Origin of the sequence: Streptomyces sp. SID3212 (genome assembly GCF_009865405.1) — a bacterium.
Taxonomy (GTDB): Bacteria; Actinomycetota; Actinomycetes; order Streptomycetales; family Streptomycetaceae; genus Streptomyces.
In genome coordinates, this window is sequence record NZ_WWJY01000919.1 from 1 (window position 1) to 1,611 (window position 1,611).

Below are 1,611 nucleotides of genomic sequence, written 5' to 3' on the forward strand. Positions count from 1 at the left end.
CGTGGGGCGACGGCAGCGGCAGCTCGCGCAGCGCGGCGACGGCGTCGGACACGGTGAGGTCAGTCCCTTCCGTGCCGCAGCGCCGGGTGGGCCCCGGCGGCGACCAGGTCGGCCACCGCGGACTTCGGGTCACGGCCGGTGACCAGCGACTCGCCGACCAGGACCGCGTCGGCCCCGGCGTTGGCGTAAGCGATCAGGTCGTGCGGACCGCGCACCCCCGACTCGGCGATCTTCACGATGCCGTCCGGGATCTCGGGGGCGACCCGCTCGAACGTGCCGCGGTCGACCTTGAGGGTCTTGAGGTCACGCGCGTTGACGCCGATGATCTTCGCCCCGGCGGCCACCGCCCGCTCGACCTCGTCCTCGTCGTGGACTTCCACCAGCGGCGTCAGCCCGATCGACTCGGCGCGCTCGATGAGCGACACCAGCGCGTCCTGCTCCAGCGCCGAGACGATGAGCAGCACCAGGTCGGCGCCGTAGGCACGCGCCTCCCACAGCTGGTACGAGGTGACGACGAAGTCCTTGCGCAGGACCGGGATGTCGACCCGGGCCCGGACGGCCTCCAGGTCGGCCAGCGAGCCGCCGAAGCGGCGCTTTTCGGTCAGTACGGAGATGACGGCCGCGCCGCCCGCCTCGTAGTCGGCGGCGAGCCCGGCCGGGTCGGCGATCGCGGCGAGCGCGCCCTTCGAGGGGCTGGAGCGCTTCACCTCGCAGATCACGTGCACCCCCTCGCCGCGCAGCGCGGCGACACCGTCCTTGGCTGCGGGGGCCTTGGCGGCGCGCTCCTTGAGCTCGTCAAGGCTCACCCGCGCCTGCCGCTCCGCGAGGTCGGCGCGCACGCCGTCGATGATCTCGTCGAGCACACTCACGGGAGCGGCCCCCTTCCGGGAGGGTTGTGATCAGGTCGGCCGAGGAGGTCGGCCGGTCGAGCCCGACTGAATCAGGATCAGCCATATCGATGCTATCCGGAACTGGTCCCAGGACCCGCATCCGGCTCCCGAGCCTGCCACGACCTGGGCCTTCACGGAGCGAGCGACGAGCCGAACGGCAGGTTTCTGATCAATGTGAAGATCAGGACGACTCCGCCGACGGCCCACCACACGGCCGGACGGCGCGGGAGGGGCAGCGGGCGCCGGGTCCCGGCCCGTACGGACGAGACCGTCCAGAGCACCCAGAGCGCTGCGGCCACCCCGTACCCCACGACGGCCAGCGCGTTGTCGCCGAAGGCGGCGGCCAGGTCGCCGTGGGCGACGGCGTGGGCGCTGCGCAGCCCGCCGCAGCCGGGGCAGTAGAGGCCGGTGAGGGCGAAGAGCGGGCAGACCGGGTAGTGGCCGGGGCGGTTCGGGTCGATCAGCCCGACGTACGTGAAGGCCCCGGCGACGGCGGCCAGGGAGCCGGCCGGGGCGAGGAGACGCCGTACGAGCGAGGCGGCGGGCGGTCCGGGCGGCGGAGCCCCGTACGTGCCCGGCGGGAAGGCCGGAGCGGGACGGGCCTGCGGAGCCGTATGGATACCCGGCGGGAAGGCGGGGACGGGAGAGGCCTGCGGAGCCGCGTGGACGCCCGGCGGGACGGCGGGGGCGGGACGGGCCTGCCCGGCCGACGGCTCGGGGC

At 74.3% G+C, this 1,611-nt stretch carries 2 protein-coding genes; both read right to left on the reverse strand.

Going from position 1 to position 1,611, the window contains the following annotated elements; all coding sequences use genetic code 11:
• Positions 1-59 precede the first annotated feature (59 nt).
• Entirely contained in the window at positions 60-869 is an 810-nt protein-coding gene (trpC, locus tag GT042_RS27495; RefSeq protein WP_161311418.1) for an indole-3-glycerol phosphate synthase TrpC, read from the reverse strand.
• Positions 870-1,021: 152 nt separating this feature from the next.
• Entirely contained in the window at positions 1,022-1,510 is a 489-nt protein-coding gene (locus tag GT042_RS27500) for a DUF2752 domain-containing protein (RefSeq protein WP_161311419.1), read from the reverse strand.
• Between the last annotated feature and the right edge of the window lie 101 nt (positions 1,511-1,611).